Genomic DNA, 3,946 nt, shown 5'->3' with positions numbered 1-3,946 from the left:
GGCTCGGAGATGTGTATAAGGGACGGGTCCCGCAGGTGGGTCATGGAGGTCCCCTTCACGAGGAGAAGGCGGGGGTACGGAGTGGTGGTCCGGCAGTTGTGAGAGCGCTCTCTTGAGAAGGGACATTAAGGTTCGGGTTACGGATCCGTCAATGTCTTGTTACCGAAGAGAGCGCTCTCCAGCGCTCGCCCCGGACTCTCCGGTCGCCTCAGAAAACGCGCTGACCAGCCTCGACGGCACGCGACAGCGCCGCCCCCGGCCGAGGCGGCCGGAGGCGGCGCGAGGAGCCGTGTGCCTACGCTGAGTCAGGCGGCGGTGGCGGCCAGGCTCCGCGCGCCGGTCCGTGCCGCGACGGCGCCCGGCTCACCCGCGACACCCGCCTGACCGGCACCCGGCTGCCCGTCGCCCGGCTGCCCGGCGGCGACCGGCCGCGGCGAGGCGGGCTGCGTCGAGGTGGCCGGCTGCCGGGGCGCGGCGGACTGCCGCGGCGTCCGGGCGGCGCTCAGCCCCGCCTGCGCGTTGTTCCAGGCGGCGCACGGCCACGCCGCCCCGGCGCAGCTCGGGCTGGCGCAGACGCGCTCCGCGTCCGGCTGGTGCGCGTCGGCCACCGCGGCGGCCAGGTCCCACAGCAGCGGATCGGTCACCTCCGCGGGGCGGTCGGCGACGCGGTCTGTGCTGGCTTCGGACATGATTCGGTCCCCCTGTCGTGAACGGCCCCCACCTGTTTCCGGAAACCGCCCCGCCCAAACCTGCGCCCGCCGGGGCGTGGACATAGGCTGACCGGCGTGGCGAGGTACTACGACCTGCATCCGGACAACCCCCAGCCCCGAGTGATCCGGCAGGTGGTGGACCTGCTGCGCGCCGACGGGGTGATCGCCTACCCGACCGACTCCTGCTACGCGCTCGGCTGCCGGATCGGCAACCGCGACGGCGTGGAGCGGATCCGGGAGATCCGGCGGCTCGACGACCGGCACCCGTTCACGCTGATGTGCGCCGACTTCGCCCAGCTCGGCCAGTTCGTCAAGCTCAGCAACGCGGTCTTCCGGCAGGTGAAGTCCGTCATCCCGGGCAGCTACACGTTCCTGCTGCCGGCCACCGCCGAGGTGCCCCGCCGGTTGCAGGACCCGCGCCGGCGGGTGGTCGGGGCACGCGTACCCCGGCACACGGTGACCCAGGCGCTGCTCGCCGAACTCGGCGAGCCGCTGCTGACCAGCACGCTGCTGCTGCCCGGCGAGGACGAGCCGATGACCCAGGGCTGGGAGATCAAGGAACGGCTCGACCACCTGGTCGACGCCGTGGTCGACGCCGGGGACTGCGGGCTGGAGCCCACCACAGTGGTCGACCTGTCCGGCCCCGAGCCGGAGATCCTGCGCCGCGGGGCCGGAGACCCGTCCCGCTTCGAGTAACGATCACCCAATCCGCCCCGCCCGGCCGCCGCCGTAGGGCACGGTAGGACCGGCGGACGGTGACGGGGGTACGGCGTGGAAGCACTCGTGCTGATCACCGTGCTGGGCGCCACGGTGCTCGTCGGCACCACGATCGGCGGTCGCTACAGCGTCGCGCCGCCGGTCCTGCTGATCGCGATGGGCGCGCTGATCGGCCTGCTGCCGCCGTTCGACAACCTGATCCTCGAACCCGAGGTCGTGCTGGTGCTGTTCCTCCCGGCGATCCTCTACCGGGAGAGCCTGGTCATCAGCCTCCGCGAGATCCGGGCCAACCTCACGGTGATCGTCGGGCTCGCCGTCGTGCTGGTGATCGTCACGATGGTCGCCGTCGCGTACACCGCGCAGGCCCTCGGCGTGCAGCCGGCCGCCGCGTGGGTGCTCGGCGCGGTCCTGGCCCCGACCGACGCCGCGGCCGTGGCCGGCCTGGCCAAGCGGATGCCGCGCGGCATCCTCACCACGCTGCGCGCGGAGAGCCTGGTCAACGACGGTACGGCGCTCGTGCTGTTCGCCGTGGCGGCCGGCGTGGTCGCGGGCGGGACGGTGCCGAACGCGCTGACGCTCACCGGCGAGTTCGTCGGCAAGTCGCTCGGCGGGGTGGCCGCCGGCCTGCTCGTCGGCGCGGTCGTGGTGCTGATCCGCAAGCACGTCGACGACCCGATGCGCGAGGGCGGGCTGAGCATCCTCACCCCGTTCGTCGCGTTCCTGCTCGCCGACGCGGTGCACGCCAGCGGCGTGCTCGCGGTGGTCGTGTCCGGGCTGCTGCTGTCCTACGCCGCGCCCCGGGTCATCCGGGCCCGTTCCCGGGTCACCGCGTTCGCGTTCTGGGACCTGTCCACATTCATGGTCAACGGTGGTCTCTTCGTGCTGCTCGGCACGCAGGTGCCGCGTTCGCTGCGCAGCATCACCAGCCACTCGCCGGCCGCGTCGCTCGGCATCGCGGCGCTCGTGGCGTTGGTCGTGGTGGTGATCCGGCTGGCCTGGGTGCACCTGTCGATCTCGGTGCTGCAACGCGTGGACCGGCGCGAGTCGAGCCGGTCGCGGCACTTCGACGGCCGGATGCGTACCGCGGTGGGCTGGGCCGGGTTCCGTGGCGCCGTCTCGCTCGCCGCCGCGCTCGCCGTGCCGGTCGCCATGCACGACGGGAGCACGGTGCGCGAGCGCGACCTGATCATCTTCGTGACCGTCGTGGTGATCGTGCTGATCATGCTGGTGCAGGGCACCACGCTGCCGGCTGTCGTGAGCTGGGCGGGCCTGGTGGGCGACCGGGAACGCGACGACGAGGTGCGCTGGGCCCGGATCCGGGCCACCGAGGCCGCCCTGGAGGCGCTGCCCCGGGCCGCCAGCGACGTGGGCGCCACGCAGGACACGGTGGACCGGCTGCGCGCCGACTACGAGGATCATCTGGCCGACGCCTGCGACCCGGGCGGTGAGGACGCGGAGGGGGAGCGGGAGATGGCCCGGCGGCTGCGGTTGCGGGTGCTCGACCACAAGCGGCAGGAGATCACCCGGCTGCGCAACACCAGACAGATCGACGACGTGGTGCTGCGGCAGCTCCAGGCGGCCATCGACATCGAGGAGATCCGGCTGCTCGGGCCGGAGATGGAGGACTGAGCCGGGCCGGCCGCCACCGGACGGGTGGCGGCCGGCGTGGCTCAGCGCGCGTCGACAGCGACCACCGTGTACGGGGTGGTCGGCGTCGGCGGGGTGGTGAACCGGCCGTTCGGCAGGTAGAGCCGGCCGAGCGCGGCGGCCACGGTGGTCGGCACGTCGAAGCCCGGGTCGGTGATGACGCCGCGCGCGACGCCGGCCGTGCCGGAGCGGTTCAGGTCGACCACGGCGACCTGGTTGAGGAAATTCTGCACCACGTACAGCGTGCGGCCGAGCAGCAGCAGGCCGTCACCGTTGAGGAACGTCGCGCCCGGCACGTCGACGGCGGTGGTGACGCCGGTGGCCGGGTCCACCCGGAACAGCGTGCCGGTGTTCGACTGCACGACGATCAGCGCCCGCCCGTCCGGGGTGGGCACGATCCCGTTGAGGTTGACGCCGGTGCCGGTCTGCTGGAAGTCGCCGGTCAGCGGCAGCGTGGTGAAGCCGCCGGCGGGCGGCAGCTTGCCGCCGCGTCCCAGCGGCAGGCGGTAGAGCACCGGCCGGTTCGAGTCGGTGAACCAGGCGGCGTCGCGGGTGAGCGTCACGTCGTTGACGAACGTCGGCGCGTCGGCGAACCGGTAGCTGGCGAGCACGGCACCGGTGCGGGTGTCGATGACCCGGGCGTCACCGGCGGTGCCGCCGGCCACGAAGAGCCGGCCCCGCGGGTCGATCTTCAGACCGAGTGAGGGGGTGCCGGTGGCGGGGCTGACCTGCTTGCCCGCTCCGGTGATCAGGTCGGCGCGGTAGATCTCGCCGGTGGCCCGCGACCCGAACCAGGCGTACCGGCCGGCGGCGGCGACGCCCTCCGGCTGGAAGCCGTCCGGCAGCGCGATGACGCTCGGGCGGCGGTCGTG

Annotated in this window: 4 protein-coding genes; 2 read left to right on the top strand and 2 right to left on the bottom strand. The window is 73.3% G+C overall.

Features of this window, described 5'->3' with window-relative positions; all coding sequences use genetic code 11:
• Positions 1 to 305: 305 nt before the first annotated feature.
• The gene (locus F8279_RS29370; RefSeq protein ID WP_151501678.1) at positions 306 to 689 is read right to left on the bottom strand and encodes a hypothetical protein; all 384 of its coding nucleotides are present in this window, start codon (positions 687 to 689) and stop codon (positions 306 to 308) included.
• 96 nt (positions 690 to 785) lie between these two features.
• On the opposite strand from F8279_RS29370, the gene F8279_RS29365 reads away from it, so the two are divergent.
• Positions 786 to 1,406, top strand: a complete 621-nt coding sequence (locus F8279_RS29365; protein ID WP_091418190.1) for an L-threonylcarbamoyladenylate synthase — start codon at positions 786 to 788, stop codon at positions 1,404 to 1,406.
• Positions 1,407 to 1,481: 75 nt separating this feature from the next.
• Positions 1,482 to 3,056, top strand: coding sequence for a Na+/H+ antiporter (locus F8279_RS29360; protein ID WP_192580798.1), 1,575 nt, complete (start codon positions 1,482 to 1,484; stop codon positions 3,054 to 3,056).
• Positions 3,057 to 3,097: 41 nt separating this feature from the next.
• Here the strand turns inward: F8279_RS29360 and F8279_RS29355 are convergent.
• Positions 3,098 to 3,946 (bottom strand): superoxide dismutase (locus F8279_RS29355; protein ID WP_151501677.1); only part of this gene is annotated, 849 nt, incomplete at its 5' end.

The organism is Micromonospora sp. AMSO1212t, assembly GCF_008868145.1.
Lineage (GTDB): Bacteria > Actinomycetota > Actinomycetes > Mycobacteriales > Micromonosporaceae > Micromonospora > Micromonospora tulbaghiae.
The sequence above is the reverse complement of the archived record's forward strand: the minus strand, read 5'-3'. Positions and strand labels throughout refer to the sequence as shown.

Coding starts and splice junctions, on each gene's coding strand:
- F8279_RS29370 (WP_151501678.1), bottom strand. CDS start 689: ATGTCCGAAGCCAGCACAGACCGCGTCGCCGACCGCCCCGCGGAGGTG.